The sequence below is a fragment of the Rhodopila sp. genome, assembly GCF_965277165.1.
Classification (GTDB): Bacteria; Pseudomonadota; Alphaproteobacteria; order Acetobacterales; family Acetobacteraceae; genus Rhodopila.
The window spans coordinates 822033-847355 of sequence record NZ_CBDICE010000006.1 but is presented as its reverse complement, the minus strand read 5'-3'; the positions used below and the strand labels follow the sequence as shown (position 1 = coordinate 847355).

Sequence of the window (25323 nt, the reverse complement as noted above, 5' to 3'; positions counted from 1 at the left end):
CTGTGCGTGCGGAAAGTGGTCTAGCTCTTTGTTTTGTCGCATGATTCGCGCGCCTTGAAGGTTCCGCCGAAGCCGCGATCATGCTTTAGCGGCGATGTCGCGGCAACGGCGGGGGTGCGCCGGCCTCGGTGGGAAGTTGTTGGCGCAGTACGCGGGGCGGAATTTCCTCGATGCCGCCGCGTTCGAGCAGACCGAGCTGGAACGGCCCGTAGGCGACTCGGATCAGGCGCGAAACCGAAAGCCCGAGGTGATCCATGACGCGGCGGATTTCGCGGTTGCGGCCTTCTCGCAGGCTGATGCTGAGCCAGGTATTGTCGCCGGTGCGGGCGTCGATTGCCGCCTCGATCGGGCCGTAGCGCACGCCGCCGACGGTCACGCCTCGGCTGAGCGCGTTCAGCGCGGCGGGGTTCGGCGCGCCGAACACGCGCACCCGGTAGCGCCGCAGCCAACCGGTGGACGGCAGTTCCAATTGGCGTGCCAGACCGCCGTCGTTGGTCAGCAGCAGCAATCCCTCGCTGGTCAGGTCCAACCGCCCGACGCTGATGACCCGGGGCAACTGATGCCTCAGCTTGTCGAACACGGTGGGTCGGCCTTCGGGATCCTTGTGGGTGGTGACCAGGCCTTCCGGCTTATGATAGCGCCAAACCCGGGTGCGATCGGGCTGGTCCACCACCTTGCCGTTCACCTGCACGACGTCGCCAGAGGCGATGAATGTCGCCGGATGGGTGACGGTCTTGCCGTTCAGCCTGATCGATCCGTCCGCCAAAAGGCGTTCGGCGTCGCGCCGGCTGGCGACACCGGCGCGCGACAGCCACTTGGCGATGCGGTCGCCGCGCGCCGCCTCGGTGGCGCTCACGGCGGGGCGCCGATGTCGCGGCGACAGAAGCCCCCGGGCCAGGCGATCTCATCCACCGCGGCGTAGGCGCGTTCCCGCGCCTGGCCGATGTCCGCACCGACACCGCAAATCGTCAGCACCCGGCCGCCGGCAGCAACGACTGTGCCGTCCGGCCCGGCCTCGGTTCCGGCGTGGAACAGCGAGACATCCGGCATCGCCGCGGCCCGATCCAATCCGTTGATCGTCGAGCCAAGCGTCGGCGTCTCGGGGTAGCCGTTGGCGGCCAAAACGACTGCGACGGCGGCCCGGTCGATCCGCCGCAGGTTGAAGTCACGTAATTCTCCGTCGCAGGCCGCCTGCAGCGCCGGCAGCAGGTCGGATTGCATGCGCGCGAGCAGAACCTGGCACTCCGGATCGCCAAACCGGACGTTGAACTCGATCAGCTTCGCGCCCTCCTGGGTCAGCATCAGGCCGGCAAACAGGATGCCGCGAAACGGCATTCCCTTGCGTTTCATCTCCACCAGCGCCGGGCGGATGATCAGTTCGAGACAGGCATCCTCCAATTTGACCGGGAAACGCGGCAGCGGCGAATACGCCCCCATACCGCCGGTGTTGGCGCCAGTGTCGCCGTCGCCGACCCGCTTGTAGTCCTGCGCCGATCCCAGCAACAGCGCGTCGGTGCCGTCGCACAGCGCGAGCAAGGACACCTCCTCGCCCAGCAGACATTCCTCGATGACGACGGCGGATCCGGCTTCTCCGAAACGTTTTTGCTGCATTATGGAATCTATCGCAGCGATTGCCTCCTGCACGGTCGCGGCGACCACGACGCCCTTGCCGGCCGCTAGGCCATCCGCCTTGACCACGATCGGGGCGCCGCGCCGCTGCACGAAGGCAAGCGCCGCAGCCGCGTCGTCGAAGCGTTCCCATAGCGCGGTCGGGATACTGGCCGCGTTGCACACCTGCTTGGCGAACGTCTTGCTGCCCTCCAGCTGAGCGGCCGCTCGGGTAGGCCCGCAGCAAGCGATGCCCACCGCTTCCATGGCGTCGGTGATGCCGGCGACAAGCGGGGCTTCCGGGCCTGGGACCACGAGGTCGATGGCATTGTCCTGGGCGAAGCCGACCAGGGTGGCGATATCCAGCATACCGATCGGCACGCATTCGGCCAGCGTGGCGATCCCCGGATTGCCTGGCGCGCAATACAGCTTGGTCAACAACGGACTGCCAGCGATCGCCCAGCACAACGCATGCTCCCGCGCGCCCGAGCCGATGACCAGCACCTTCATCGCGTTCTCCCGTGTCCATGCAGGCTTGGTGTAGTATCGTGCATCAGAGAGGCTCGACGCGACGGTGTTTTCTTGAGTATCCGATTCACGCGCCGAATTGTCGGCGCGCCGCGTCTGGCGCTTCTCTGTGTCTGGATACTAACATAGATTAGGGTGATGGACGATCCACGCCCCGCCCCGGTTTCGAATATGCCGGAATACTCCGTGTCGGAGATTTCCGGCGCGGTAAAGCGCACGCTGGAGACCACCTTCGGCCGTATCCGCGTGCGCGGCGAACTGACCGAGGTGAAGCGTTACCCCTCGGGCCACATCTACCTGTCGCTGAAGGACGAAGGCGCGAAGATATCGGGCGTAGTTTGGAAAACCACTGTGCCGCGGCTGGGCATGATGCCGGAGAACGGCATCGAGGTGATCGCCACCGGCCGGATCTCGGCCTACGGTGAGCGGTCATCCTATCAGTTGATTATCGAACGCATGGAGTATGCGGGGGTCGGCGCGCTGCTGGCCCGCATCGAGATGATCCGTCAGCGGCTGGCGGCCGAGGGCCTGTTCGACGCCGTCCGCAAATCCGCCATTCCGCGCCTGCCCGGTATTATCGGCGTGGTGTCGAGCGAGCGCGGCGCGGTCATTCAGGACATCCGCACGACGATCGCACGGCGGTTCCCGCGCCGCATCCTGCTGTGGCCGGTGCCGGTGCAGGGCGAGGGGTCGGCGGAACGCATCGCCGCGGCGATCGCCGGTTTCGATGCGATGACGGCGGCCGGCGATCCGCCGCGGCCCGACGTGTTGATCGTGGCTCGCGGCGGCGGCAGCCTGGAAGACCTGATGGCGTTCAACGAGGAAATCGTCGTGCGCGCCGTAGCCGCTTGCTCCATCCCGCTGATTTCCGCGGTTGGCCACGAGACCGACACCACGCTGATCGATCATGTCTCGGACCGCCGCGCGCCAACGCCGACGGCGGCGGCGGAGATGGCGATCCCGGCGCGATCCGACCTGGTGGCCGACCTGACACACCAGGCGTCGCGGCTGGTCAGCGGGCTGAACCGGTTGGCGCAGGAGAGCCGGCTTCGGCTGAACCGCGCCGAACGAGGCATTCCCGACCTGCCGGCCTTGCTGGGGTCGGCGCGGCAACGGCTGGACGATCGCGTAGACCGAGCATTACTGGCGCTGCCGACGCTGGTGGCACACCGGCGGGTAGTGTTGACCTCGACCGAGCGCCGGCTGCCCGACCCACGCCAGCTCACAACGGCAGCGCGCGAGGCTGTGCGCGACCGCGGCTTGAGGCTCCGGCTGTCGGCCCCGAACCTGCTGGCGGGTCGGCGTTCCGGGTTGCAGTTGGCGTCGCAACGCCTGGCCGGCGGGGTGCACCGCGCGCTGACGACGCTGCGCGCGCACGCTGATCGGACGATCGCGCGGCTGTCGGAGGCACCACTGCGGGCGTCGCTGCGCGAGGCCCGCGCCCATCTTTCTGGCCTTGGGCCTCGGCTGGAGGCGGCATCGCCACTGGCGCTGCTGCGGCGTGGCTACGTGCTGGTCACCAATCCGGCGGGGCTGCCGATCACCAGCGCCGCTTCGGTCAAGCCGGGCGGGCGGCTGCGGCTGACGTTCGGCGATGGCGAGGTGGATGCGGTGGCGCAGGGCGGCCCGGGGCGGGGGCGCGCTACGGTGGAACAGGAACGGCTGCTGCTATGATCGGTCGATGGTCGGCATCACCGCATCGGCGCGATCGAAGGCAGCTCTGATCCGATCCAGCCGCGCGGTGATGACCTTGCGTTCTCCGGTATGGGTCAGGATGTAGAATTCGTTGTCCTTGATCGCCTGCAGCACACGGCGGCCGACGACGGTGGGAGACAAGGCGTCGGCGGCGAATGCCGACTTCATTGCCTCTTGCTGCGGGCGCCGATAGCTGCCACCGAAGCGCTCTGGCCGGGTAGCCGCCGAATCGAAGATCGATGTCGTTACGCCGCCAGGACATAACACCGACACGCCGATGCCGGAATCCGCCAGTTCCTGCTCCAGCGCCTCGGACAGCGCCAGCACGGCGTATTTTGACATTGCGTAGGCGCCCTGGTTGCGGCCCTCGCGGACGAACAGGCTCGACACCGACCCGGTGTTGACAACGTGACCGCCCTGCCCGTGGCGGCGGATCATCGGCACGAAGCTGCGGATGCCGTTGATCACTCCCCGGACGTTGACGCCGATCACCCAGTCCCACTCTTCCGGCCTGACCTGTTCGAGCGGCGTGCCATGCATCGCCACGCCGGCGTTGTTGATGGCGATGTGCAGCGCACCGAAGGCGTCGAGCGCGGTCTTGGCGGCGAGGTCCACCGAATCCGGATCGGACACGTCCGTGGTGACCGCGATGGCGCGAACGCCGATGGTTTCGATGGTCTTGCGCGCGGCCTCCAGCGGTTCGGGCCGAAGGTCGGCGAGCACGATGTTGGCGCCGGCATGGGCCAGCGCGGTGGCGATGCCCAGGCCGATGCCGGACGCCGCACCCGTTACGATCGCGGTCTTGTTATTGATGTCTCGCATGTCTGTCCTGTCGGCTACGGTAGCTAGTCCGCGGCCATCTCCTTGAACGTCTCGATCGCTGCCAGCAGGGCTTCGCGCACCAGCGGTGCGCCGATATAGCCGGCAAGATGAAGCAGCGCTTCGGACAGTTGCTCCTCGGTCCAACCCTGGTTGCGGGCGAAACGCAGGTGGATTTTCAGTTCCGCCTCCCGCCCCTGCGCTGCATCCGAAATTACGCAGATCAGCGCTCGGGTTTTCAAATCCAGGCCGGGTCGATTCCAGAGCGTGCCGAAGACCGCCTCTTGGGTGTAGGCGGCGAATTTCTGCATGATCGGATGCTGATAGAGGCCGTTGTCGATTTTGTCGGCATACGCCTCGCCCATCAACTTGCGGCGTATCGCCTTGCCCTGTGCGCGTCTGTCGTCAGCCATGTATCCCCCCTCCGATTGCTGCCTTGTAGTGTCGGCCAGTGGGTGGGTTTTGGCTAGAGCGGCGGGAGGCCGCCGCGGTTCTGGATGAACGCGGCGATGTCATCGACCCCGGTGCCGGCGCGGACGTTGGCGAAGACAAACGGACGATCGGCGCGCATCCGCTTGGCGTCGCGTTGCATGACTTCGAGGCTGGCCCCGACATAGGGTGCGAGGTCGATCTTGTTGATCACCAGCAGATCGCTGCGGGTGATGCCGGGGCCGCCTTTGCGTGGGATCTTGTCGCCGGCCGACACGTCGATCACGTAGATCGTCAGATCCGCCAGTTCCGGACTGAAGGTCGCGGCAAGATTGTCGCCGCCCGACTCGATCAGGATCAGATCGAGAGCGGGGAATTTTTGCCGCAAATCGGCGACGCCGGCGAGGTTGATCGAGGCATCCTCGCGGATCGCGGTATGCGGGCAGCCGCCGGTTTCGATGCCAACGATACGATCGGGCGGCAACGACCCGGCTCGGGTGAGGAATTCGGCGTCCTCCTTGGTGTAGATGTCGTTGGTGATCGCGGCGATTTCGTAACTTTCACGGAATTTCCTGCAAAGCGCGTCCATCAGCGCGGTCTTGCCGGTGCCAACGGGGCCGCCGACGCCGACACGCAGTGGGCCGTGCGGGGAGGAGGTCATGAACGGAACAACCTTGTGTGTTGGGTTTCGTGACGCATGGCGGCGAGGTCGGATCGAAACGCGCAGCCGCCGAGGTCGTCGAGCGTGGCGGATTCGGTTTCCGTTGCGGCCGTCAGGATAGTGACTTCGAGCGCCGCCAAGACTCGCAGACCGGCGGTTTGACCGAGTGGCACAAGGCGAACGGCGGCGGAGATCAGATTGCTGGCGAAGGCTTGCAGAAAGGCGGCTGCGATTGTGTTTTCTGGGATGCCATGTTGGCCGGTAACCGCGCCAACCGCGACGGGATAGGGGATGTGCTGGGGTACTGGCGGCGTGCCCCAGGGTGCGGCGGCCAGCATGAAGGCGCGCCCCTGGTCGAGGGATTCGCTCTGGCGCTCGCGGCAGGACGCGGTGGCGCGGGCGAGTTCGGCCATGTCGGTCAGCGCCGCCAGGTTGGCGCCGGCGCGGTGAGCGTGGCGCAACAGAATGGTGTCGGTTCGGCCGGTGCCGTGGGTGATGATTTCGCTCAACCAGGCACGCAGGGTGGTTTCGTTGCTGATGTCACCGTTTTGGACCGCCCATTCGATGCCGTGGGAGTAGGCGAAAGCGCCGGTCGGAAAGGCCGGGGACAGCCAGGCTAGCAGGCGCAACAGGGCTGGTGCGGCCATGGGTTGTCGGAAGCGACATTGCGGATATGTGGCTTCAGCAGTTGGCGTCGTGGGGTCGCGTTTTTCAGAGATGAGGATGGTCGTCATCGTCGTGGTGGTGGTGAGGGTGGCGGCCGGCATACGCGCCTACTTCCGGGTCGAACGGAGCCTGGATTGAATCGACATGGCCGCCGAGACGCTGGACCATTTCGCCGATGACGTGATCGGTTCGAATACGGATGCGATCGCCCAGCAGTTGTACCGGTAGATGGCGATTGCCGAGATGCCAGGCGATGCGGACGAGTTCGCTCGCCCGATGGGCATAGATTTCCATCAGTGGCTCGGGCTGCGCGCAGACCCGGACGATGCCGGCCTCCACGAGCAACCCGTCACCGTCGCGCAGCCGCACTGCCTGAGGCAGGTCGATCAGTAATTCGGTTCCGCACAGCGTAGAGAGAACGATACGGCGTCGGAAGCGAAGGTCGTAGTCGATCTGCACGCGATCGACCTCTTGGCTGGTGTCCCAGCATCCTTGGGCCAGGATTTGCGTGACGTGCATCAAAACAGGAAGTACCGCTGCGCCATCGGCAGGATGGTGGCCGGGTCGCAGGTCAGCAGCACGCCGTCGGCGCGGACCTCGTAGGTTTCGGCATCGACCTCGATCGCCGGGGTAGCGTTGTTGTGGATCATGGCCTGCTTGCCGATTCCGCCGCGGGTGTTCGACACTGCCACAAGCAGGCGCTGCAGGCCGAGCGTCTGGCCGATTCCGGCGTCGAGTGCCGCGGCCGAAACGAAGGTTACGCAGCTCGCCCCCCTCGCACGGCCGATGGCGCCGAACATCGGGCGGTAGTGCACCGGCTGTGGCGTGGGGATCGAGGCATTCGGATCGCCCATCGGCGCGCAGGCGATCGAACCGCCCTTGATCACCAGATCGGGTTTCACTCCGAAGAACGCCGGCGACCACACCACCAGGTCCGCCAACTTGCCGACAGCGATCGAGCCAACTTCGTTGGCGAAGCCCTGAGCGATCGCCGGGTTGATAGTATATTTTGCAACGTAACGTTTTATCCGGGCATTATCGTTTCGATCGGTATCGGTGGGAAGGGGGCCGCGCTGGGTTTTCATCTTGTGCGCGGTTTGCCAGGTGCGGATGATGACCTCGCCGGCGCGCCCCATTGCCTGGCTGTCGGAGGACATCATCGACAGCGCGCCGAGGTCGTGTAGGATGTCCTCGGCGGCGATGGTTTCCTTGCGGATGCGGCTTTCGGCGAAGGCGACGTCCTCGGGGATCAGGCTGTCGAGGTGATGGCAGACCATCAGCATATCGAGATGTTCGTCGATCGTGTTGGTGGTGTAAGGACGCGTCGGATTGGTCGAGCTTGGCAGCACGTTGGCAAGGCTCGCGACCTTGATGATGTCGGGGGCGTGGCCGCCGCCGGCCCCCTCGGTGTGGAAGGCGTGGATGGTGCGGCCCTTGAAGGCGGCAATGGTGTCTTCCACGAAGCCGGATTCGTTCAGCGTGTCGGTGTGGATCATGACCTGGACGTCGAAACGATCGGCTACGGTCAGGCAGTTGTCGATTGCCGCCGGGGTGGTGCCCCAATCCTCGTGCAGTTTCAGACAGGCGGCGCCGGCGCGGAGCATTTCCTCCAGCGCCTGGGGCTGGGATGCGTTGCCCTTACCGGCGAAGGCGAGGTTGACCGGCAGTGCCTCGGCGGCCTGCAGCATGCGCGCGAGGTGCCATGGCCCGGGGGTGCAGGTGGTCGCCGCGGTGCCGGTGGCAGGGCCGGTGCCGCCGCCGACCAGGGTGGTGATGCCTGAGGCGATGGCGTCATCCACTTGCTGTGGGCAGATGAAATGGATGTGCGAGTCGATGCCGCCGGCGGTGAGGATCTTGCCCTCGCCGGCGATGATTTCGGTGCCAGGGCCGATTATGAGATCGACGCCGGGCTGCACGTCGGGATTGCCGGCCTTGCCGATGCCGGCGATGCGGCCGTTGGTGATCGCCACGTCGGCCTTGACGATGCCCCAATGGTCGATGATCAGGGCGTTGGTGATGACGGTATCGACGGCGCCTTGGGCCTGGGAGAATTGCGACTGGCCCATGCCGTCGCGGATCACCTTGCCGCCGCCGAATTTTACTTCCTCGCCGTAGATGGTGAAGTCGTTTTCGACCTCGACGATCAGGTCGGTGTCGGCGAGTCGGACGCGATCACCGGTGGTGGGGCCGAACATCTCGGCATAGGCGGCGCGGGTGATGCGGGCCATCAGTCGAGCGGTCCCATCACCTGGGCGCGGAAGCCATGCACAATGCGGGTGCCGCGATAGGGTATCAGGGTGACCTCGCGGGTCTGTCCGGGTTCGAAGCGGACCGCGGTGCCGGCGGCGATATCGAGACGTTGGCCCTTGGCGCGGTCGCGGTCGAAGGACAGGGCGGGGTTGGTTTCGGCGAAATGATAGTGGCTGCCGACCTGGATCGGCCGGTCGCCGGTGTTGGCGACGGTCAGCACCGAGCGGGGCAGGCCGGCGTTGAGTTCGATGTCGTTGGGTTCGGGGAGGAGCTCACCGGGGATCATGGACGGGCCTGTGGTCGGTCGATCGAGGGATGCAAGCGATCTTGGCATGGGTGCGGGTGGACCGATAGAGCCGAATGCGGGTGCCTTGACAATCGATGTATATTTCTGACATATACATCTGCGTGATCGACTTTGCGCTCATCGAAGGCTTTGATTGGGATGCGGGCAATGACCGAAAAAGCGCTCAAAAGCACGCCGTTAGCCAGGCAGAAGCGGAGCAGATGTTCTTCAACGATCCGCTTTTGCTGGCCGTGGATGAACGGCATGGACAAACGGAGAGCCGCTTCCATGCTTTGGGGCGGACCGACGATGACCGTCGCTTGCACGTCACGTTCACGCTCCGCGACCGCGGCCGTCTCATCAGAGTCATCTCTGCACGCGACATGCATCGCAAGGAACGACTTCATTATGAACAAACCGCCTAAGCCGGCCCCCAGTTTCGTCACCGAGGCCGAGGAACGCCGCTTCTGGGAACAAAATGATTCGACGGACTATGTCGACTGGAAAACGGCGGAGCGGGTTCGCATGCCCAATCTCAAGCCCAGCACGCTGGCGATTTCCCTGCGTCTGCCGCTTCCGCTGCTGGAGCGGATCAAGATCGCCGCCAATAAGCGTGATGTCCCGTACCAGTCGCTGATCAAGATGTGGCTGGCGGAAAGGATCGACAGCATCTGACCACTCGGGGTCCGATGCGCGGTGTACTTCCTTGGGTCTCCATTAAAAGGACCGTAAGGGTTAGCAAGCGGCACTATCCGCCACGATGCCGTTCTAAACCACGGAAGCGGCCAAGATGGATCGATACGACGACGCAAGATTGACGTCCTGTCTCGCCCCTACCGAATCGGGTCATGCACGGTGACCAGCTTGGTTCCATCCGGGAATGTCGCCTCCACCTGCACGTCATGGATCATTTCGGCGATCCCGGGCATCACCTGCTGGCGTGTCAGCACCTGAGCGCCGGCCTGCATGAGGTCGGCGACGCTGCGCCCATCGCGTGCCGCCTCGACGACGAAGTCGGTGATCAGCGCGACCGCCTCAGGGTGGTTGAGCTTGACGCCGCGGTCCAGTCGGCGACGGGCCACCATGGCCGCCATCGATATCAACAGCTTGTCCTTCTCTCGCGGGGTCAGGTTCATCCGGGCAGCCTCTTTGTTCGATCAGCAGAACCACACCCGCGGCAGCGGGCGATCATCGCGCAGCGCGGCCAGCACGGCAATCACTGTCGCGCGCACCGAGGCACTGTCGGCGCCGAGGATACGGGCGACCAGCATGCCATTCCAAGCGCTGGCCGCGGCGTCGGCCGCGCCCAACGCCGCTCGCAAGGCATCCAGTCTGATTGGGGCATCGGGTGCGGCGTAGATCAGGGTGGCCGACGCCACCGCCCCGGCCCCGACCGCGGCTCGGCGCAGCAGGTCGTCGATCGGACCGTCGATACGAACCGCGTCATGCAACAGCAATTCGCCGCCGCGTTTCACCCGAATCAGATCACGCAACCAGCCTTGCCGCACACGCTCATTCATCGCGGTGCGGCCGAACACCACGGTCTCGACGCCGAGAAACCGGGCATCGTCGGCCAGATCGATTTCAAGCCGACGGTCGAGTGCGCTGCGATCGAAAAGGATCGTTTCCTGCGGCAACCATTCCAGCGCCGCGCCCGCTTTCACCGTCACCCGCGTCCGCACCATCGACGGCGCATCCCCGGTCAGCGCTCGGTAGAACCGGTCGGCGGACTGCGCGGAAACTGTGGCGTGGCAATCCGGGTCAACGACGACCGACACATCCAGGCGGTCTCCGCCGGCCACTCCGCCGCCGGTGTTCAGCATCACCATGTCGATCCAGCCGGCGGCGACGCGACGCGGAAACCTGGCCTTCAGGCAGCCGACCTGACGCAGGTCTCGCAGTACCGTATCGGTTCCGTAACGCTTGACCGCGACGTGCAGTTCGCCAACCGCGCGCTGCAGCGAAACGATTTCAGACAGACAGCCGGCGCCGCACATCGGCCTCGTCAAGGTCCTCTCGCCGACCCGCCAGCACGATATCGCCGCGATCCATCACCACCATGGTTTGCGCCAGTTCGTGAGCGAAATCGAAATACTGTTCCACCAGCAGGATGGCCATGTCTCCGCCGGCACGCAACAGCGCGATGACCCTGCCGATATCCTTGATGATGCTGGGTTGAATCCCCTCGGTCGGCTCATCCAGAACGATCAGACGAGGCTTCGTCACCAGCGCCCGAGCGATGGCAAGCTGCTGCTGCTGGCCGCCGGACAGATCGCCGCCGCAGCGGCGCAGCATGGTCTTCAGGATCGGAAACAGGTCGAATATCTGATCCGGCAGCCTGCGTTCGCGGCGCGGTAGAACGGCGAATCCGGTTTCCAGGTTTTCCTTCACCGTCAGCAACGGGAATATGTCGCGCCCTTGCGGTACCCAGGCAATGCCGCGCTTCGCCCGTTCGTACATCGGCAGGCGGGAGATCTCCTCGCCCTGCCAGCGGATCGACCCGGCCGAGATTGGGTGCGCGCCGACGATGGCTCGCAACATCGAGGTCTTGCCGACACCATTGCGTCCCAGCACGCAGGTCACCGCGCCGACATCGGCGCGGATCGAAACCTGCCGCAGCGCGATCGCGGCGCCGTAGTGCAGATCGACTTTCTCCACTTCCAGCATCAGCGCCCCAGATACACTTCGATGACCTTGGGATCATCGCTGACGAAATCGATCGAGCCTTCGGACAGCACCGAACCTTCGTGCAGTACTGTGACCTTTACATCCAAGGCGCGGACGAACGCCATATCGTGCTCGACCACAACCACGCTACGCGTCCGATTGATCTCACGCAGCAACGCCGCGGTCTGCTCCGTTTCGGCATCGGTCATGCCGGCGACAGGCTCATCGACCAGCAGTAACGAAGGCTCCTGTGCCAGCAGCATGCCGATCTCCAGCCACTGCTTCTGACCGTGCGACAGATCGGCAGCGCGGCGGTAGCGATGATCCTGCAGCCGGGTGGTCTGCAATATCGTTTCGATCCGACGTTTTTCATCCGGCGTCTCGCGCGCGAACATCATGAACCTGGTGCCGCGATCGCCCGCCAGGGCGAGCAACAGATTGTCCCATACGGTCTGCGGTTCGAACACCGTCGGCTTCTGGAACTTGCGGCCGATGCCCAATGAGGCGATTGCCGGCTCATCCAGCTTGGTCAGGTCGGTGCCGCGCGAGAACACGACCTTGCCGCTGTCGGGTCGCGTCTTGCCGGTGATGACATCCATCATCGTGGTCTTGCCGGCGCCGTTCGGGCCGATCACCGCGCGCATCTCGCCCTCGCTCAGTACCAGCGAAAGCGCATTCAGCGCGCGGAATCCATCGAACGTGACCGTGACGCCATCGAGATACAGCAGCGTGTCGGCGGTTTCACTCACCCGGTCACCTCGTGCGCTGCCGCAACCGCAGGTGCCTCGGGTTCGGGTTCCTTGGGCGCGCGCGAGCGGAACAGACCCATGACACCGCGCGGCAGGAACAGGGTGACGAAGATGAACATCGCGCCCAGCGCGTAGAGCCAGATCTCGGGCAGTGCGCTGGTGAACCAGGTCTTGCCGAAATTGACGAGGATCGCACCGAGGATCGCGCCGACCAAGGTGCCGCGACCGCCGACCGCGACCCAGATCACCGCCTCGATCGAATTGCCGGGGGCGAATTCGCTGGGGTTGATGATGCCGACCTGCGGCACATACAGCGCGCCGCCGATCCCGGCCATCACCGCCGACAGCACCCAGACCACCAGTTTGTAGGATTCCGGGCGGTAGCCGAGGAACCGGGTGCGGCTTTCAGTATCGCGTACTGCGATCAGGATCTTGCCGAAGCGGGAGTCGACGACAAAGCGGGCGAGCAGCAACTGCCCGCACAAGACCACGGCCGAGATCACCAGCAACGCCGAGCGGGTCGTATCGGCTTGCACATTGAATCCGAGGATGTCCTTGAAATCGGTCAGCCCGTTGTTGCCGCCGAATCCCATGTCGTTGCGGAAGAACGCCAGCAGCAGAGCGTAGGTCAGCGCCTGGGTGATGATCGACAGGTAGACCCCGGTGACCCTGGAGCGGAACGCCAGCCAGCCGAACACCCCGGCCAGCAGCGCCGGCACAAGCAGGGCCATCAGGATGGCGAAGCCGAACCAGTCGAAGCCGTGCCAGTACCAGGGCAACTGCTTCCAGCCGAGGAAAACCATGAAGTCGGGCAGCATCGCGTTGCCGTAGACCCCTCGGGTGCCGATCTGGCGCATCAGATACATGCCCATGGCGTAGCCGCCCAAGGCGAAGAAAGCCGCATGGCCGAGCGAGAGGATACCGGCGAAACCCCAGACCAGATCGACGGCCAGTGCCAACATGGCGAAGCAGAGGTATTTTCCGGCCAGCGCGATGACGTAGGTCGGCACATGCAGGGCCGAGGCAACCGCCGTCAACTGGTTCAGCAACGCCAACAGCAGCGCCGCGCCGATGACCACGACCAGGGTGATGGAGGTGGTGCGATCGAGCTTCATGCCTCCACCGCTCGACCTTTGAGCGGGAACATGCCGCGAGGATTCCGTTGCACGAACAGTATGAGTAGCACCAGCACGACGATCTTGGCCAGCACCGCGCCGGCGATCGGTTCCAGGAACTTGTTGACGATGCCCAAGGTCAACGCGCCGATTGTGGTGCCCCACAGATTGCCAACGCCGCCGAACACCACCACCATGAAGCTGTCGATTATGTAGCCTTGGCCGAGATTGGGTGACACGTTGTCGATCTGCGACAATGCCACGCCGGCGATGCCGGCCACGCCCGAACCGAGCCCGAAGGTCAGCGCATCGATCCACGGCGTGCGGATGCCCATTGCGGCGGCCATCCGGCGGTTCTGGGTGACCGCGCGCATGCGCAGCCCGAGCGGGGTGTAGCGCAACGCCGCCATCAGCGCCGCGACAACCAGGAACGCGAACAAAATGATATACACTCGGTTATAGGTCAGCGTCAGGCCGCCGAGTTGGAACGCACCGCTCATCCAGCCCGGCGTATCGACTTGGCGATTGTTGGCTCCAAATAATGAGCGCACCACTTGCTGCAGCACCAGCGACAGGCCCCAGGTCGCCAGCAGGGTTTCCAGCGGCCGGCCGTAGAGCCAGCGGATCAGGCTGCGCTCGACCGCGACGCCTACGGCGCCCGAGACCAGGAAGGCCATCGGCACCGCGATCAGCAGACTGATCGCGTAGAGCGACGGCAGATAGGCATGCATCAACTGCTGCACGACGAAGGTTACGTAGGCGCCGATCATCACCATCTCGCCGTGCGCCATGTTGATGACGCCCATCACGCCGAAGGTTATCGCCAGTCCGGCGGCCGCAAGCAGCAGCACCGAACCCAAGCTGATGCCGTAATACACGCTTTCCGCCAGGCTCCAGATTTGCAGGACGCGATCGATCGAGACCACGGCGGCGGCGGCGGCGTTGGCGACCGGGCCGGACTGGCCGGCGAGTGCCGCCAACTGGCTGCGTGCGTCCTGATCGCCGCGCGCCCGCAGGGTCGCCACGGCGGCGAGTTTACCGCTCTGGCTGGCATTTGGCGCGGACAGCATCGCGGCGGCCTGTGCCTGCTGCATGCGTCGCTTGACCTCGGGTTTGGTTTCCTTGGCCAATGACTTGTCCAAGGCAGGAAGAGCGGCGGGGTCGTGCGAGGTGAACACCGCCGAGGCCGCATGCAGCCGGGTCGACGCATCCGGGGCGAACAGTTGCAGCACACCTAGCGCCTCGTCGATAGCGCTGCGCACGGCGTTGTTGACCCGAACCGCTTTCACATCGTCATCGCTGACGTCCGGCGCCGGGGCTCCGGTGCGGGCGTCGATATACTTGCCGTCGGGCTGCTGAATGAACAGCGCGCGATCATCGCGGGCATACAGCAGGCCGTCATGCAGCGCACCAATCACCGCGGCGGCACGCGGATCACCCGATACCGCGAGTTGCTCGACACCGCGGCGCACCGAATCGAACGCTACCGGAGATATCGTCAGGGCCGAGGCGGCGAGTTCGCCATAGACATCGTCGCTGGCCTCGGCGCGCGCCGGTGATGGGGCCAGAACCGCGACAGCCAGAACCATCACAGCTAGACCCACGACTATCGGCAAGAGCCATGCTGGGATCAGCCGACGCATCGCGCATCCTTCGAAGGATAGAAACGGGGGCGGCCGGGAGGAAACGGCCGCCCCCTTCCGGCAATCAGGCGATTAAGCCTTCTTGCCCGCGGTGCACGTGCCGGTCTTCACGTTGAACGCACCGCATCTCATTGGCGCTCGCCAGTCGCCGATCAGGTCCTTCGTGTCCGCGACGTAGGGCGACCATTCCTGGGCCACGAGGAGGCCCGGCGTCTCGGAAACGATGTTGAATTGGCCGTCGGCCTGAATCTCACCGATCAGCACCGGCTTGGTAATGTGATGGTTCGGCATCAACGCCGAGTAACCACCGGACAGGTTGGGCACGGAAACCCCGATCATTGCATCGATGACCGCGTTGGCGTCGGTGGTGCCGGCCTTCTGTACGCCTTTCAGCCACATGTTGAAGCCGATATAGTGCGCCTCCATCGGGTCATTGGTGGTGCGTTTCGGATTCTTGGTGAAGGCCTTCCATTGCTTGATGAAGGCTTTGTTTTCGCGGGTATCGACGCTCTCGAAGTAGTTCCAGGCCGCCAGGTGCCCGAGCAACGGTTTGGTATCGAGGCCGGCGAGTTCTTCTTCACCGACGCTGAACGCCACCACCGGAATGTCAGTGGCTTTGATCCCCTGGTTGCCGAGTTCCTTGTAGAACGGCACGTTGGCGTCGCCGTTGATGGTCGAGACCACCGCGGTCTTCTTGCCGGCGGAGCCAAACTGCTTGATCGATGAGACGATGTTCTGCCAGTCGGACTGGCCGAACGGCGTGTAATTGATCATGATGTCGCTTGGCGCGACACCCTTCAACTTCAGGTAGGCTTCCAGGATCTGGTTGGTGGTGCGCGGATAGACGTAATCGGTGCCGGCGAGGACCCAGCGTTTGACGTTGCTTTCCTGCATCAGGTAGTCCACCGCCGGGATGGCCTGCTGGTTCGGAGCGGCGCCGGTGTAGAAAACGTTGCGGCTGCACTCCTGGCCCTCGTATTGCACCGGGTAGAACAGCATGCCGTCGAGTTCCTCGAACACCGGCAGCACGGATTTTCGCGACACCGAGGTCCAGCACCCGAATACCGCGGCGACCTTGTCGACCGAGAGAAGCTGGCGCGCCTTTTCCGCGAACAGCGGCCAGTTGGACGCCGGGTCGACCACTACGGGCTCCAGCTTCTTGCCGAGCAGGCCGCCTTTCTTGTTCTGCTGATCGATCAGCATGAGCATGACATCCTTCAGCGTGGTCTCGCTGATTGCCATGGTGCCGGACAGCGAATGCAGGATGCCGACCTTGATGGTGCCGCCGGCGGCTGGCGACTGCGCCGTGGATGTGGCCGACTTGGCGGTGCCGACCGCGGCCAGCGTTGCCGCGGCAACTCCGAGGCGACCTAGACCGCGGCGGGATAGAAAGGGTTCGTCCAGTGACATCAGTGACTGTTCCCGTGCCTGTTGTTGCTTCGGTTTGTTGTTTCGATGTCCCGTCCTGATGGACGGCAAGGCTACCTATGCAATGTTGACAAGCAACAAACGTGCCAGAGACTAAAGGCCGACTGGTGGCTTCGCGCTGCATCGGTGCCGGGTTCTGCCAGCGGCGTCCGGCGTGGTCAGGGAAACATCCGTTTTCGGCAGGTTCTGGCGGGAGACAGCAATTTGAGCGGTGTCTGGGTTCGTGCCGCTTGCTTGGCGCGCGATGATCCGAATTACTCAACTGCCCAGAATTTCAGCATCGTTGACCTTAACGGATCTGCCCGCGGCTTGGGCACGCGGCGGGGCCACGATTTTGGCGTGCCGGGAAAACCGGTCTACGCTCATCGATCGAAGACCGGACCTAAAGACCACAGCCTTGGGGGGAACGATGGCCAAGATTGTAATCGCCGACAATCCGCTGAACGAAATCAGCGTCGCGCGAGAGTTGCTGCCGGCCAATCTGGACACGGTGATCGCTCGTCACGGCAGCGCCGAATTCAACGCGGCGTTGGCCGATGCTGTTTGCCTCGTCGGCTTCGGCGACGGCACCATGAACGATGCGTTCTACCGATCCGCCCCGAAATTGAAGCTGATTCAATTGCTTTCGGCCGGTTACGACCGCTGCGACATCGAAGCCGCGCGACGGGCCGGCGTGCCGATCTGCAACAATGGCGGCGCCAACTCCACCGCGGTGTCGGAACACGCAATCCTGCTGATGCTGGCGGTGTGCCGGCGCCTCGTCTGGCAGCACGGCAACGTCGCCGCCGGCCGCTGGCGCGGCAACAATGTCGACGACGTCAAGCTTTATGAACTGAAGAACCGCACGCTGGGTATCGTCGGGCTGGGCACGATCGGCAAGAAGACCGCGCGGCTGGCGAAAGCGTTCGGAATGCACGTGCAATACTACGACATCGTCCGACTGACCGAGGATCAGGCCGATGAACTCGGTGTCCGATTCGCGCTTTTCGAGGAGGTTCTGCGCAGTTCGGATGTGGTGTCGCTGCATGTGCCGCTGAGCAAGGCGACCCGGCACATGATGGGCGCGGCACAGTTCCGGATGATGCAGCAATCGGCCTATCTGGTGAACACCTGCCGCGGCCCGGTGGTGGACGAACCGGCGCTGATCGAGGCGCTTTCGGCTGGCACCATTGCCGGCGCCGGATTGGATGTGTTCGACAGCGAGCCGCCGCCGCCCAACAACCCGCTATTCGCGCTGCCGAACGTGGTGTTGAGCGCGCATCTCGCCGGCCCGACCTGGGACAATCAGTACACCAGATTTCGCAACGCGTTCGACAACTGCCAGCGCGTGGTCCGCGGCGACAAGCCGCTATGGATCATTCCTGAACTGCGGAACTGATCGACGATCGATCCGGCCGCGTCTCCGGCATCGCCAACCAGACTGCAAGAAACCCGACCGCGCCGACCGCGGCCAGCACCATGAAAGCCGTCTCCATCCCGGCGCTATCGGCGATCCCGCCCGACAGCGTCGTGCTGACGGCCGCACCGAGATACATCGCCAATCCCAAAATCCCCATGCACAGGTTGAAGTGCGAGGTGCCAAGCGTCAGGTCGGCGGCCAGCAACGGCAGCAACACACCGAACACCGCGGCGCTGACACCACTGATCGACTGTCCCATGACCAGCGGCCAAGACCCGGGCAGAACCGCGAGCAGCAGTCCACGCAACGGCAGTGCCCCCCAGCCCAGCAGCAGCAGGCGCTTGCGCCCGACGGTCTCGGCCAGGCGCCCCACCCAGGGCGACATCAGCGCGACGACAATCTGCGGCACGACGATGCAGGCGGCGATGATCAGGTTGGCAAGATGGCCCGCCCGCATGGTCACCTCGGCGCCGGCCAACGGCAGCATGGCGGCGTTGGACAGATGGAACAGCATCACGCAGATGGCGAAAATCAGCAGCCGCCGATCGACCAACAACCGCTTCAGGCCGGCAAGATCCAGCACTCGACTGGTGGTCTGCGCCCTGGCATGCTCTCCGGCACCGATCGACCACAGCGCCGCCAGCGCCGGCAGGCACAGCGCGGCGGTCAGCAGAAACACGAAGCGGGTGGAGAAGTACGCGCCGGTTGCGCCCATGACGGCGGCGGCTAGGCCGTTGCCGATCGATGCATAACGGGCGTTGCGGCCAAGCCGCTCGCCCAGCGCGGCGTGCCCAACGGTGTGCAGGCTGATCGCCGCGATCGCAGGCGTCATGACGCAACTGGCGAAACCGTGCAGCATTTGCGCCACCAGCACCGGCAGTTGCTGCGGCTGCACCGCCAACAGCAGGGCGGCGGCGATGATGCCGACCAGTGCCCCGGAGGCGGCGATCCGCTTGTTGCGCAGCGCATCGACCAGCGCGCCGGCCGGAAGTTGGCTGACCAGCGAGGTCATGGTGCCCAGCGTCAGGGCGTAGCCGATCTCGATCTGGGTCCACTTATGGGTGGTCAGATAGACCGCGACGAACGGGCCAAACCCGGTCTGCACATCGGCGACGAAAAAATTGACCAGGTCGAGGGCTCGGTTCGCTCCCGGTCGCCGTAGAGCGAGGCGCGGCATCACGCGATCAAGGCGATGCCGCGGCGGTGTTCGCCGGGGTGACCACGGGGGCCGCCTTGTCGGTATTGAGGAATTCTGGCGCCGCCTTGATCTGGTCGGGCGTCATCTCCAGCGTGACCTTGCGCTTGGGGTCTCCCGGGGTGAAATGCAGCGCGCCCCAGTGGACCGCGATCTTGCGGTTGCCGACGCCCATGAAACCGCCGAAGTCGATCACCGCCGCCTGCGGCTGGCCGCTGACGTTAACCAACACGTCCACCAGTCGGCCGATGTCCTTGCCCTCCTGATCGGTGACGCGCTGGCCCAGAATGGCCTCGGCCGCCTCGGGCGACACCGACTGCACCGCGCTTTTTGCGGGTGGCGGGGGCGGCGAGGCGGTGGCTGGCGGCAGGGCTTCGGCCGCGCCGGACGCCGGTGCCGCCTTGGCGGCGGTGCCCTGCGGCGGCGAGGGTGCTTCGGTGGCGGGGGGTGCCGTCGCAGGCCCGGGAGGTGGTGCGGCGTGTACGGCGCCCGCAGGAGGCGGGGCCTGCGTCGCGCCAGGCGCCGGGGGAACGCCGGTTGTCGGGGCGGACGTTGTCGAGGGCGCCTGCGCGGCGCCACGCGGTGGTGATTGGGTGGTGCCCGCGGTTGTCGGTTGGACCGCGGTTGACGGCGGTTGCGGAGCCGCCGTCGGCTGGTTGACCTGCGGCGGCGTCACCTCCGCGGCGACGGGCAGACCGCCCAATAGCATCGCCAGCATCACAATAACAAAAGACGATCGTTGCATCAGGCCCCCGGATCGAAGGCAATCACGTGCGCGCGATGACGCGCCTTGATCAAGCATTCCGTGTCTTTACCGGATCACGTTGTGGTGGGACTTCGTACTACCGCGCGGCCTGGCGCCGAGCGGATCGAGGCCAGACCAATGCCTGCGGCGATCGCCGCGATCCCGAATAGGTGGTAGATGTGGAACGTCTCGTGCAGAAACAGGACGGCGAGGACGCTGCCGAACAGCGGCATCAGGTGCATCGACTGGCCGGCTCGCGCGGCGCCGATCAACTCAACTCCGCGGTTGAACAGTAGGTAGGCAACGAACGACGGCAGCACGGCTGTGTAGGCGATTGCCGCGTAGGACCACGCACCGCCGTGGATTCTGGCCCCGGCGGCATACTCCCAAAGCATGAACGGTAGCATCATGACCGATCCGATGCCCATCGCGACGACCAGGAAGCTGAGTGGGCGAACCGCCGGGCGCTGGCGCAGGGTGACGCAATAGAAGGCGTAGATCAGCAGCCCACCCAGCACCCAGAGATCACCGCTGGCAAGATGCAGGCGCGCCAGCATTTGCGGCGATCCGTGACCGGCGATGGCGGCCACGCCGGCCAGTGAGACCAACACGCCCAGGCCCTGCCAGATGGTCGGCGTTTCGCGAAACAGCAGATAGGCCCAGACGATGATGATCAGCGGTGTCGCCGACTGCAGCAACAGCACGTTCAGCGCCGAGGTGCTGGTCAGGCCAATATAGGACATCGTGTTGTAGCAGGCGATGCCGGTCGCCGACAGCAGCAGCATCATCTTCCACCGTCGCAACATGATCGGGAGATCATGCTTCAGCCCCGGCCAGGCAAACCCGACCGAAACGAGAAAGGCTCCGGTCCAGCGCCAATACGCCAGCGACACCGGCGGAACCTGCCCGGCAAGCCCTCGGGCCAGCACGATATTGCCGGCCCAGAACAAGTTGGCCGCCGCCAGCAGCCACCAGGCCGAATGCCAAAAAGAACGCGCCATGCGGGCCGCACAATAGTCGCAAACCCGGGCTTGGAAAGCCATCCATCCTGGGGTTTGCTGCACCGATGCAAACCATTGTGCTGCGGAACGAAACCGATTGGGACGGCTGGCGCCGGGTCACACGCGGGCTGATTCTGGCCGGCGTCGCGCCGCAGACGCTGGCCTGGACCATCGGCGGCGAGGCGACCGATGCAACGGCTGGGTCAGGCAGCTTCCAGGTTCCGCGTGAACTGGTATCGCTGGCCGCGTTGGCGATCCAGGCGCGCGAAGCGGACCGCTTTGGCCTGCTTTACGGCCTGTTCTGGCGGTTACACCAGGGCGAAAAGCTGCTGGGCGGCGACCCCGACCGCGACCTGGCAACGGTCCGGCGCATGGCGCTGGCGGTTCGCGCCGACGCCCATCGCATGCGCACCCACATGCGCTACCTGGCGGTGCAAGAGGGCGGCGCGGCCCGCTTCGTCGGCTGGTTCGAACCGGCGCATTTCGTGCTGGCGGCAAACGCGCAACTGATCGTGCGGCGGTTCCCCGACTTGGCGCTGTCGATCGTGACCCCGGATGGCGCGGCGCACTGGGACCGCCGCGAGCTGCGGTTCGGGTCCGGGCTACGCCAAGTGGCGGACGACGGGGCGTTGCGGGCCTGGTGGGAAGCGGAGCACGAGACGCTGCTGCGGGCGGCAGTGCCGGGGGTCTCGGTTCCCGAGGCCGAGGCCTTGGACGAGATACCGCGGCCGCCGGATCGTGCGCCTCTGGGTCCTGTCGTGCTGCACCCTAAGTCCGACCCAGCGTTGCGCGATTCGGCGAACGAGGCCGCGGGGTGCCAACGCTGCCCGCTGTATGAGCCGGCGACCCAGACGGTGTTCGGGGAAGGACCGGCCGATGCGGTGGCGTTGTTCGTCGGTGAGCAGCCCGGGGATCAGGAGGATACGATCGGGCGACCGTTCGTCGGACCCGCGGGACAGATCATGGACCGGGCGATGGAAGAGGCCGGACTCGACCGCCGGATGGTTTACGTCACCAATGCAGTCAAGCACTTCAAGTTCTCCCAGCGGGGGAAGCGGCGGATCCACCAGACGCCGGAGGTGCCGGAAATCCAGGCCTGCAAGTTCTGGCTCGATGTCGAGCGGGTCCACCTGAGGCCACGCCTGGTGGTGCTGATGGGCGGGTCGGCGGCGCGTGCCGGGCTGGGCCGCAGCGTGACCATCAGCCGCGAGCGCGGTCGCCCGATGCGTGCGCCGGACGGGCAGGCCGTGTTCGTCACGGTGCATCCGTCGTATCTGCTGCGCATTCCCGACGCGGCGGCGAAGGCTCGGGAATACGAGGCGTTTGTCCGCGATCTGGGGGCGATCAAGGCGCTGATCGCGGCGGAGGATCGGGTTTAGCGCCTTGGTGCGTGGCGCACGGGCGGCTTAGCCGCGTTGGATCAGTTCGATGGAGACGTTCTCGGGGGCCTTCAGGAAGGCCATTCGCACCCCTGGGCGATTGGTGGTCACATCCATTGTGAAGTGGACGCCCTTGGCCTTCAGGTCGGCGACGGCGGTGTCTATGTCATCGACTGTCAGCCCGAAATGGTCGAGCCCGAGATAGGGCGACGACGGCGCCTGGGCGGCCGAACCGGGTTGAGCCTTGGCGATGAAAACTTTTTGTCCGGCCAGGTTCAGGTCGATACGCCAGGACCCGTCGGGCTGTCTGGATTTGATGACCTCCGCCCCCAACTTGTCGTGGTACCAGCCGGCGGTGGCCTCGGGGTCGGTTGAGCGCAGATGGATGTGTTCCCAGGTCAGCTTGGCCATGTTCCGCCCCCGATGCGTGGTCCCGGGGGTATTAGTTCACCACGTTTTGGCATGGGCAAGGGGATGCCGCCGGTACTGGCGTTGGGGGGCTCGCTTCGTGCCCGACGGAAGGAGTTTGCCAGGCATCGTTGGACCGGCGGGCGAACGACAGGGCGCTTGACCGGCTGGGACATCCGGGAGCTCGAGACACGTTGGAGTATCTTGCCGGCGCTTGCATCGGCGAGGCGTTAGCGGCTAGGTCACGGTGCTGGTGTGCCGCTTGCTGGGCTGGTTGTGATGGAGAGGTGCCGGAGCGGTCGATCGGGGCGGTCTCGAAAACCGTTGTACTCTTTGCGGGGTACCGAGGGTTCGAATCCCTCCCTCTCCGAATTTGTTATGCCACACAAACCGATCGAAATTAAATCCGGGCGCTACGGGGCTTGGTCGAACAGAGGGTCGGCGACAATGTGGTCGGTTCAGTTCGTTGCGAACCGTGTTGGAAGGCGAATTGAGCGTCCCTGCTGTGTGGGATCGCAAACCCCACAGCCGCTGCGAAGATGATGGCGAGAACGAGTCGATGGGCTTTGTTGGCGGCCCGACCTCTCTCTCATCTCCTCGGCCTCCTGGCATTAGCCCGCCCTATCCCGGCCAAGCAACGTGCCGTGCCTCGATCACCCGGGGTCGGCCGCAACCGATTCGATCAGGATCAGCCGCCGCCCGGCCGGCACGGCATCGCCGACCTGGCACGCAACATCCACCACCACGCCGGCGATGTCGGCCGCCAGCGAGGCGAACAGCTTCATCGATTCCAGGACGACGACCACCTGCCCGGCCTCGACCCTGTCGCCGACGACCGCCCGTAGTTCGGCGATGACGCCAGGCATTACAGCGACGACCGCGCTCGATCCAGCCGCCAGACCTGCCGCCGCGGATACCGTTTCCAGTTCGGATCCGACGACTAAACTATAGGTCTCGCCGGCAAGTATCAAGCAAATCGTATCGTTTGTCCGGCAGTACAGGGCGCTGACAATTTGACCACCGGTGTCGATCTCGACCTCACAGCCGTCGACCCGCACGCGAAATTCCAGCGCGCCGTCATCGCTACTGACCCGCCGGCGGCCGTCGGCGAGTGCGGCGACGACGACAGTAGATACATCACCATCCTGGGTGACCATCACGCGTGCTTCCGCCAAGCCTCCCGAGGGTTGCAGAACGCGAAACCCGGTCAGGCTGTCCCAGGCGGATGTGGCGGGGCCGCCGTCACGGATGGTCAGCGCGCATGCCACCGCGCGGGCCAGTTGCGCGTGCCGCCGCGACGGTTTCCAGCCGCACGGGAAGGCATCGTCGATGAACCGGGTCGTCGCCCGGCCTTGCGCGAATATCGGGTGCTCGACGGCATCGGCCAGAAACGGCAAGGTGGTTGCCGGCCCCAGAATGATGAAGTCGCGCAAGCCGGCTGCGAGCTGCTTCCGCGCGGCATAGCGCGTGTCACCAGCCCCGACCGCCTTGGCCAGCAGCGAGTCGTAGAACAGTGTCACGTCCGACCCCGTCGTGACCCCGCTATCGACGCGGATCGATGGAGGCTGGCGATAGCACCCGACCCTACCGGCATCGGGACGGAAACCAAGCTCGGCCCGTTCGGCGGTGATCCGAGCCTCGATCGCGTGGCCGTGGGCGGTGATGGTGTCCTGGTCGAGCGGCAGATTCTCCCCCGAAGCGATGCGGATTTGCCATTCCACCAGGTCCAGCCCGGTAATCGCCTCGGTAACCGGGTGCTCGACCTGCAGCCTGGTGTTCATCTCCAGGAACCAGGGCTCGTCTTGGCCCTGTTCCAGGATGAATTCCACGGTGCCCAGATTGTCGTAACCGATGGCCAGGGCCAGCGCCACGCCGCGATCGAGCAGCTTGGCGCGGATCGACGGGGCGAGGTTTGGTGCCGGCGCCTCTTCTAGGACCTTCTGGTGGTTGCGCTGCACCGAGCAATCGCGCTCGAACAGATGCACCACGTGGCCGTGTTGATCGCCGGCGACCTGAACCTCCAGGTGGCGCGGACGCGCGACCAAGGTTTCGATCAGCAGGGATGGATCGCCGAACGCCGACTCTGCCTCGCGCCTGGCGAGGTCCAGCGCGGGAATCAGCTCTGCCATGGTGAAGACACGGCGCATGCCACGGCCACCGCCGCCGGCCGACGCCTTCACCATCAGCGGAAAGCCCAGGCGCTGGGCTTCGTCGGCCAGGCGGGCGTTGGACTGATCGTCGCCGGCGTAGCCGGGGACGCTAGGCACGCCGGCAAGCGCGGCGATCCGCTTGGCGCCGATCTTGCTTCCCATGGCGGCGATGCGGTCGGCCGACGGTCCAACGAAGACCAGGCCCGACGCAGCGCACATGGTCGGCAGCTCCGCCTGCTCGGACAGGAAGCCATAGCCGGGGTGGATCGCCTCGGCGCCGGCCCCGACCGCGGCCTGCATGATGGCATCGGCGCGCAGATAGCTGTCGCGCGCCGCCGCCGGGCCGATCCTGATCGCCTGATCGGCGGCGGCGACATGGCACGCGCCGCGATCAGCGTCGGAATAGACCGCGATGGCGCGAATACCGAGGCGCCTGCAGGTACGGATGATGCGCACGGCGATCTCGCCGCGGTTGGCGATCAGCAGCGAACCGATCATGCCG

At 65.2% G+C, this 25323-nt stretch carries 26 protein-coding genes and 1 tRNA gene; 6 read left to right on the top strand and 21 right to left on the bottom strand.

From position 1 onward, the window contains the following. Positions 1-85: 85 nt before the first annotated feature. Positions 86-856 carry a pseudouridine synthase gene (locus tag ACQY4Y_RS15555; RefSeq protein ID WP_428491515.1) on the bottom strand — a complete coding sequence of 257 codons (771 nt, stop codon included), beginning with the start codon at positions 854-856 and terminating at the stop codon, positions 86-88. After that, the gene (gene purD, locus ACQY4Y_RS15550; RefSeq protein ID WP_428491514.1) at positions 853-2118 is read right to left on the bottom strand and encodes a phosphoribosylamine--glycine ligase; all 1266 of its coding nucleotides are present in this window, start codon (positions 2116-2118) and stop codon (positions 853-855) included. The genes ACQY4Y_RS15555 and purD overlap by 4 nt, the downstream gene beginning before the upstream one ends. A gap of 156 nt (positions 2119-2274) precedes the next feature. On the opposite strand from purD, the gene xseA reads away from it, so the two are divergent. Beyond that, on the top strand, positions 2275-3810 hold the full coding sequence (gene xseA / locus ACQY4Y_RS15545) for an exodeoxyribonuclease VII large subunit (protein ID WP_428491513.1): 1536 nt from the start codon (positions 2275-2277) through the stop codon (positions 3808-3810). Here the strand turns inward: xseA and ACQY4Y_RS15540 are convergent. The 7 genes from ACQY4Y_RS15540 to ACQY4Y_RS15510 all read right to left on the bottom strand — a co-directional run bounded on the left by ACQY4Y_RS15540 (position 3805) and on the right by ACQY4Y_RS15510 (position 8942). After that, a complete protein-coding gene (locus ACQY4Y_RS15540) occupies positions 3805-4653 on the bottom strand; it encodes an SDR family NAD(P)-dependent oxidoreductase (protein WP_428491512.1) in 849 nt (282 codons plus the stop codon). The two genes, xseA and ACQY4Y_RS15540, sit on opposite strands and share 6 nt — an antisense overlap. A gap of 23 nt (positions 4654-4676) precedes the next feature. After that, positions 4677-5063 (bottom strand): carboxymuconolactone decarboxylase family protein, encoded by a 387-nt coding sequence (locus ACQY4Y_RS15535; protein ID WP_428491511.1) that lies wholly within the window; start codon positions 5061-5063, stop codon positions 4677-4679. 53 nt (positions 5064-5116) lie between these two features. Then, positions 5117-5740, bottom strand: coding sequence for an urease accessory protein UreG (gene ureG / locus ACQY4Y_RS15530; RefSeq protein ID WP_428491510.1), 624 nt, complete (start codon positions 5738-5740; stop codon positions 5117-5119). Next, positions 5737-6387 (bottom strand): urease accessory protein UreF, encoded by a 651-nt coding sequence (locus ACQY4Y_RS15525; RefSeq protein WP_428491509.1) that lies wholly within the window; start codon positions 6385-6387, stop codon positions 5737-5739. The genes ureG and ACQY4Y_RS15525 overlap by 4 nt, the downstream gene beginning before the upstream one ends. A gap of 64 nt (positions 6388-6451) precedes the next feature. After that, entirely contained in the window at positions 6452-6925 is a 474-nt protein-coding gene (locus tag ACQY4Y_RS15520) for an urease accessory protein UreE (protein WP_428493648.1), read from the bottom strand. After that, positions 6925-8634: an urease subunit alpha gene (gene ureC, locus ACQY4Y_RS15515; protein WP_428491508.1), complete on the bottom strand. Its 1710-nt coding sequence runs from the start codon at positions 8632-8634 to the stop codon at positions 6925-6927. The genes ACQY4Y_RS15520 and ureC overlap by 1 nt, the downstream gene beginning before the upstream one ends. Beyond that, entirely contained in the window at positions 8634-8942 is a 309-nt protein-coding gene (locus ACQY4Y_RS15510) for an urease subunit beta (protein WP_428491507.1), read from the bottom strand. The genes ureC and ACQY4Y_RS15510 overlap by 1 nt, the downstream gene beginning before the upstream one ends. Before the next feature lie 95 nt (positions 8943-9037). Between ACQY4Y_RS15510 and ACQY4Y_RS15505 the strand changes: the two genes are divergently transcribed. Together ACQY4Y_RS15505 and ACQY4Y_RS15500 are read left to right on the top strand one after the other, a co-directional pair. Continuing rightward, positions 9038-9367: a BrnT family toxin gene (locus ACQY4Y_RS15505; protein WP_428491506.1), complete on the top strand. Its 330-nt coding sequence runs from the start codon at positions 9038-9040 to the stop codon at positions 9365-9367. After that, positions 9351-9617, top strand: coding sequence for a BrnA antitoxin family protein (locus ACQY4Y_RS15500; RefSeq protein ID WP_428491505.1), 267 nt, complete (start codon positions 9351-9353; stop codon positions 9615-9617). The genes ACQY4Y_RS15505 and ACQY4Y_RS15500 overlap by 17 nt, the downstream gene beginning before the upstream one ends. Positions 9618-9775: 158 nt before the next feature. On the opposite strand, the gene ACQY4Y_RS15495 is transcribed toward ACQY4Y_RS15500, so the two are convergent. From ACQY4Y_RS15495 to urtA, 7 genes are all read right to left on the bottom strand, one after another. Further along, positions 9776-10078 carry an urease subunit gamma gene (locus tag ACQY4Y_RS15495; RefSeq protein WP_428491504.1) on the bottom strand — a complete coding sequence of 101 codons (303 nt, stop codon included), beginning with the start codon at positions 10076-10078 and terminating at the stop codon, positions 9776-9778. 21 nt (positions 10079-10099) lie between these two features. Next, complete coding sequence (locus tag ACQY4Y_RS15490; protein ID WP_428491503.1) at positions 10100-10951, bottom strand: urease accessory protein UreD; 852 nt, start codon at positions 10949-10951, stop codon at positions 10100-10102. Then, complete coding sequence (gene urtE, locus ACQY4Y_RS15485) at positions 10914-11609, bottom strand: urea ABC transporter ATP-binding subunit UrtE (RefSeq protein WP_428491502.1); 696 nt, start codon at positions 11607-11609, stop codon at positions 10914-10916. The genes ACQY4Y_RS15490 and urtE overlap by 38 nt, the downstream gene beginning before the upstream one ends. Continuing rightward, on the bottom strand, positions 11609-12358 hold the full coding sequence (gene urtD, locus ACQY4Y_RS15480; protein WP_428491501.1) for an urea ABC transporter ATP-binding protein UrtD: 750 nt from the start codon (positions 12356-12358) through the stop codon (positions 11609-11611). The genes urtE and urtD overlap by 1 nt, the downstream gene beginning before the upstream one ends. Beyond that, on the bottom strand, positions 12355-13473 hold the full coding sequence (urtC, locus tag ACQY4Y_RS15475) for an urea ABC transporter permease subunit UrtC (protein WP_428491500.1): 1119 nt from the start codon (positions 13471-13473) through the stop codon (positions 12355-12357). Before urtC ends, urtD begins: the two co-directional genes overlap by 4 nt. Next, a complete protein-coding gene (gene urtB / locus ACQY4Y_RS15470) occupies positions 13470-15062 on the bottom strand; it encodes an urea ABC transporter permease subunit UrtB (protein WP_428491499.1) in 1593 nt (530 codons plus the stop codon). The genes urtC and urtB overlap by 4 nt, the downstream gene beginning before the upstream one ends. 126 nt (positions 15063-15188) lie before the next feature. Then, positions 15189-16526 (bottom strand): urea ABC transporter substrate-binding protein, encoded by a 1338-nt coding sequence (urtA, locus tag ACQY4Y_RS15465; RefSeq protein ID WP_428491498.1) that lies wholly within the window; start codon positions 16524-16526, stop codon positions 15189-15191. A gap of 427 nt (positions 16527-16953) precedes the next feature. Here urtA and ACQY4Y_RS15460 point away from each other — a divergent pair, with 427 nt between their 5' ends. Next, positions 16954-17922, top strand: a complete 969-nt coding sequence (locus ACQY4Y_RS15460) for an NAD(P)-dependent oxidoreductase (protein WP_428491497.1) — start codon at positions 16954-16956, stop codon at positions 17920-17922. On the opposite strand, the gene ACQY4Y_RS15455 is transcribed toward ACQY4Y_RS15460, so the two are convergent. From ACQY4Y_RS15455 to ACQY4Y_RS15445, 3 genes are all read right to left on the bottom strand, one after another. Further along, positions 17900-19120: an MFS transporter gene (locus ACQY4Y_RS15455; protein WP_428491496.1), complete on the bottom strand. Its 1221-nt coding sequence runs from the start codon at positions 19118-19120 to the stop codon at positions 17900-17902. The two genes, ACQY4Y_RS15460 and ACQY4Y_RS15455, sit on opposite strands and share 23 nt — an antisense overlap. Positions 19121-19127: 7 nt before the next feature. Then, on the bottom strand, positions 19128-19883 hold the full coding sequence (locus tag ACQY4Y_RS15450; protein WP_428491495.1) for a PRC-barrel domain-containing protein: 756 nt from the start codon (positions 19881-19883) through the stop codon (positions 19128-19130). Between the two features lie 74 nt (positions 19884-19957). Next, complete coding sequence (locus tag ACQY4Y_RS15445) at positions 19958-20884, bottom strand: DMT family transporter (protein ID WP_428491494.1); 927 nt, start codon at positions 20882-20884, stop codon at positions 19958-19960. A 65-nt stretch (positions 20885-20949) separates the two neighbouring features. Between ACQY4Y_RS15445 and ACQY4Y_RS15440 the strand changes: the two genes are divergently transcribed. Then, a complete protein-coding gene (locus ACQY4Y_RS15440; protein ID WP_428491493.1) occupies positions 20950-22263 on the top strand; it encodes a UdgX family uracil-DNA binding protein in 1314 nt (437 codons plus the stop codon). Between the two features lie 27 nt (positions 22264-22290). On the opposite strand, the gene ACQY4Y_RS15435 is transcribed toward ACQY4Y_RS15440, so the two are convergent. Beyond that, on the bottom strand, positions 22291-22674 hold the full coding sequence (locus ACQY4Y_RS15435) for a VOC family protein (protein WP_428491492.1): 384 nt from the start codon (positions 22672-22674) through the stop codon (positions 22291-22293). A 278-nt stretch (positions 22675-22952) separates the two neighbouring features. On the opposite strand from ACQY4Y_RS15435, the gene ACQY4Y_RS15430 reads away from it, so the two are divergent. Then, a tRNA-Ser gene (locus ACQY4Y_RS15430) sits at positions 22953-23041 on the top strand. Positions 23042-23324: 283 nt separating this feature from the next. On the opposite strand, the gene ACQY4Y_RS15425 is transcribed toward ACQY4Y_RS15430, so the two are convergent. Then, on the bottom strand, positions 23325-25319 hold the full coding sequence (locus ACQY4Y_RS15425; RefSeq protein ID WP_428491491.1) for an acetyl/propionyl/methylcrotonyl-CoA carboxylase subunit alpha: 1995 nt from the start codon (positions 25317-25319) through the stop codon (positions 23325-23327). Positions 25320-25323: the final 4 nt, after the last annotated feature.

Bases quoted from the DNA above. Each gene is read 5' to 3' on its own strand.
- ACQY4Y_RS15520 (WP_428493648.1), bottom strand. From the start codon at position 6,925: ATGCACGTCACGCAAATCCTGGCCCAAGGATGCTGGGACACCAGCCAA.
- ACQY4Y_RS15535 (WP_428491511.1), bottom strand. From the start codon at position 5,063: ATGGCTGACGACAGACGCGCACAGGGCAAGGCGATACGCCGCAAGTTG.
- urtB (WP_428491499.1), bottom strand. From the start codon at position 15,062: ATGGTTCTGGCTGTCGCGGTTCTGGCCCCATCACCGGCGCGCGCCGAG.
- ACQY4Y_RS15510 (WP_428491507.1), bottom strand. From the start codon at position 8,942: ATGATCCCCGGTGAGCTCCTCCCCGAACCCAACGACATCGAACTCAAC.
- ACQY4Y_RS15450 (WP_428491495.1), bottom strand. From the start codon at position 19,883: ATGCAACGATCGTCTTTTGTTATTGTGATGCTGGCGATGCTATTGGGC.
- ACQY4Y_RS15525 (WP_428491509.1), bottom strand. From the start codon at position 6,387: ATGGCCGCACCAGCCCTGTTGCGCCTGCTAGCCTGGCTGTCCCCGGCC.
- urtC (WP_428491500.1), bottom strand. From the start codon at position 13,473: ATGAAGCTCGATCGCACCACCTCCATCACCCTGGTCGTGGTCATCGGC.
- ACQY4Y_RS15455 (WP_428491496.1), bottom strand. From the start codon at position 19,120: ATGCCGCGCCTCGCTCTACGGCGACCGGGAGCGAACCGAGCCCTCGAC.
- ACQY4Y_RS15540 (WP_428491512.1), bottom strand. From the start codon at position 4,653: ATGCGAGACATCAATAACAAGACCGCGATCGTAACGGGTGCGGCGTCC.
- ACQY4Y_RS15435 (WP_428491492.1), bottom strand. From the start codon at position 22,674: ATGGCCAAGCTGACCTGGGAACACATCCATCTGCGCTCAACCGACCCC.
- ACQY4Y_RS15495 (WP_428491504.1), bottom strand. From the start codon at position 10,078: ATGAACCTGACCCCGCGAGAGAAGGACAAGCTGTTGATATCGATGGCG.
- ACQY4Y_RS15505 (WP_428491506.1), top strand. From the start codon at position 9,038: ATGTATATTTCTGACATATACATCTGCGTGATCGACTTTGCGCTCATC.
- ACQY4Y_RS15425 (WP_428491491.1), bottom strand. From the start codon at position 25,319: ATGATCGGTTCGCTGCTGATCGCCAACCGCGGCGAGATCGCCGTGCGC.
- ureC (WP_428491508.1), bottom strand. From the start codon at position 8,634: ATGGCCCGCATCACCCGCGCCGCCTATGCCGAGATGTTCGGCCCCACC.
- urtA (WP_428491498.1), bottom strand. From the start codon at position 16,526: ATGTCACTGGACGAACCCTTTCTATCCCGCCGCGGTCTAGGTCGCCTC.
- ureG (WP_428491510.1), bottom strand. From the start codon at position 5,740: ATGACCTCCTCCCCGCACGGCCCACTGCGTGTCGGCGTCGGCGGCCCC.
- ACQY4Y_RS15445 (WP_428491494.1), bottom strand. From the start codon at position 20,884: ATGGCGCGTTCTTTTTGGCATTCGGCCTGGTGGCTGCTGGCGGCGGCC.
- ACQY4Y_RS15500 (WP_428491505.1), top strand. From the start codon at position 9,351: ATGAACAAACCGCCTAAGCCGGCCCCCAGTTTCGTCACCGAGGCCGAG.
- xseA (WP_428491513.1), top strand. From the start codon at position 2,275: ATGGACGATCCACGCCCCGCCCCGGTTTCGAATATGCCGGAATACTCC.
- purD (WP_428491514.1), bottom strand. From the start codon at position 2,118: ATGAAGGTGCTGGTCATCGGCTCGGGCGCGCGGGAGCATGCGTTGTGC.
- ACQY4Y_RS15440 (WP_428491493.1), top strand. From the start codon at position 20,950: ATGCAAACCATTGTGCTGCGGAACGAAACCGATTGGGACGGCTGGCGC.
- ACQY4Y_RS15460 (WP_428491497.1), top strand. From the start codon at position 16,954: ATGGCCAAGATTGTAATCGCCGACAATCCGCTGAACGAAATCAGCGTC.
- urtE (WP_428491502.1), bottom strand. From the start codon at position 11,609: ATGCTGGAAGTGGAGAAAGTCGATCTGCACTACGGCGCCGCGATCGCG.